This window comes from Mesorhizobium sp. M5C.F.Ca.ET.164.01.1.1 (assembly GCF_004792125.1).
Lineage (GTDB): Bacteria > Pseudomonadota > Alphaproteobacteria > Rhizobiales > Rhizobiaceae > Mesorhizobium > Mesorhizobium wenxiniae.
The window spans coordinates 1-285 of sequence record NZ_SRTG01000596.1; the positions used below are offsets into that span (position 1 = coordinate 1).

1 protein-coding gene is annotated in these 285 nt (G+C 56.8%); it reads right to left on the bottom strand.

Annotation, left to right across the window (positions count from 1 at the left end; all coding sequences use genetic code 11):
- The coding region (locus tag EN807_RS34915; RefSeq protein WP_189522717.1) for a cbb3-type cytochrome c oxidase subunit I at positions 1–285 on the bottom strand (285 nt) is incomplete at both ends.

Sequence of the window (285 nt, forward strand, 5' to 3'; positions counted from 1 at the left end):
GGAAGATGATGTAAACCTCCGGGTGTCCGAAAAACCAGAACAGGTGTTGCCATAGCAGTACATCGCCGCCTTCGGCCGGATTGAAGAAATGTGTCTCGACCAGTCGGTCGAGAATAAGGGCCGTGCTTGCGACCATGATCGCTGGCATCGCCAGGATGACGAGAAAGGATGTGACCAGCATCGACCAGACGAACAATGGGATACGGTCTAGCGACATTCCTGGCGCGCGTTGTTTGAACACGGTCACCACAATCTCGACGGCGACGGCGAGCGCGGAGACCTCGG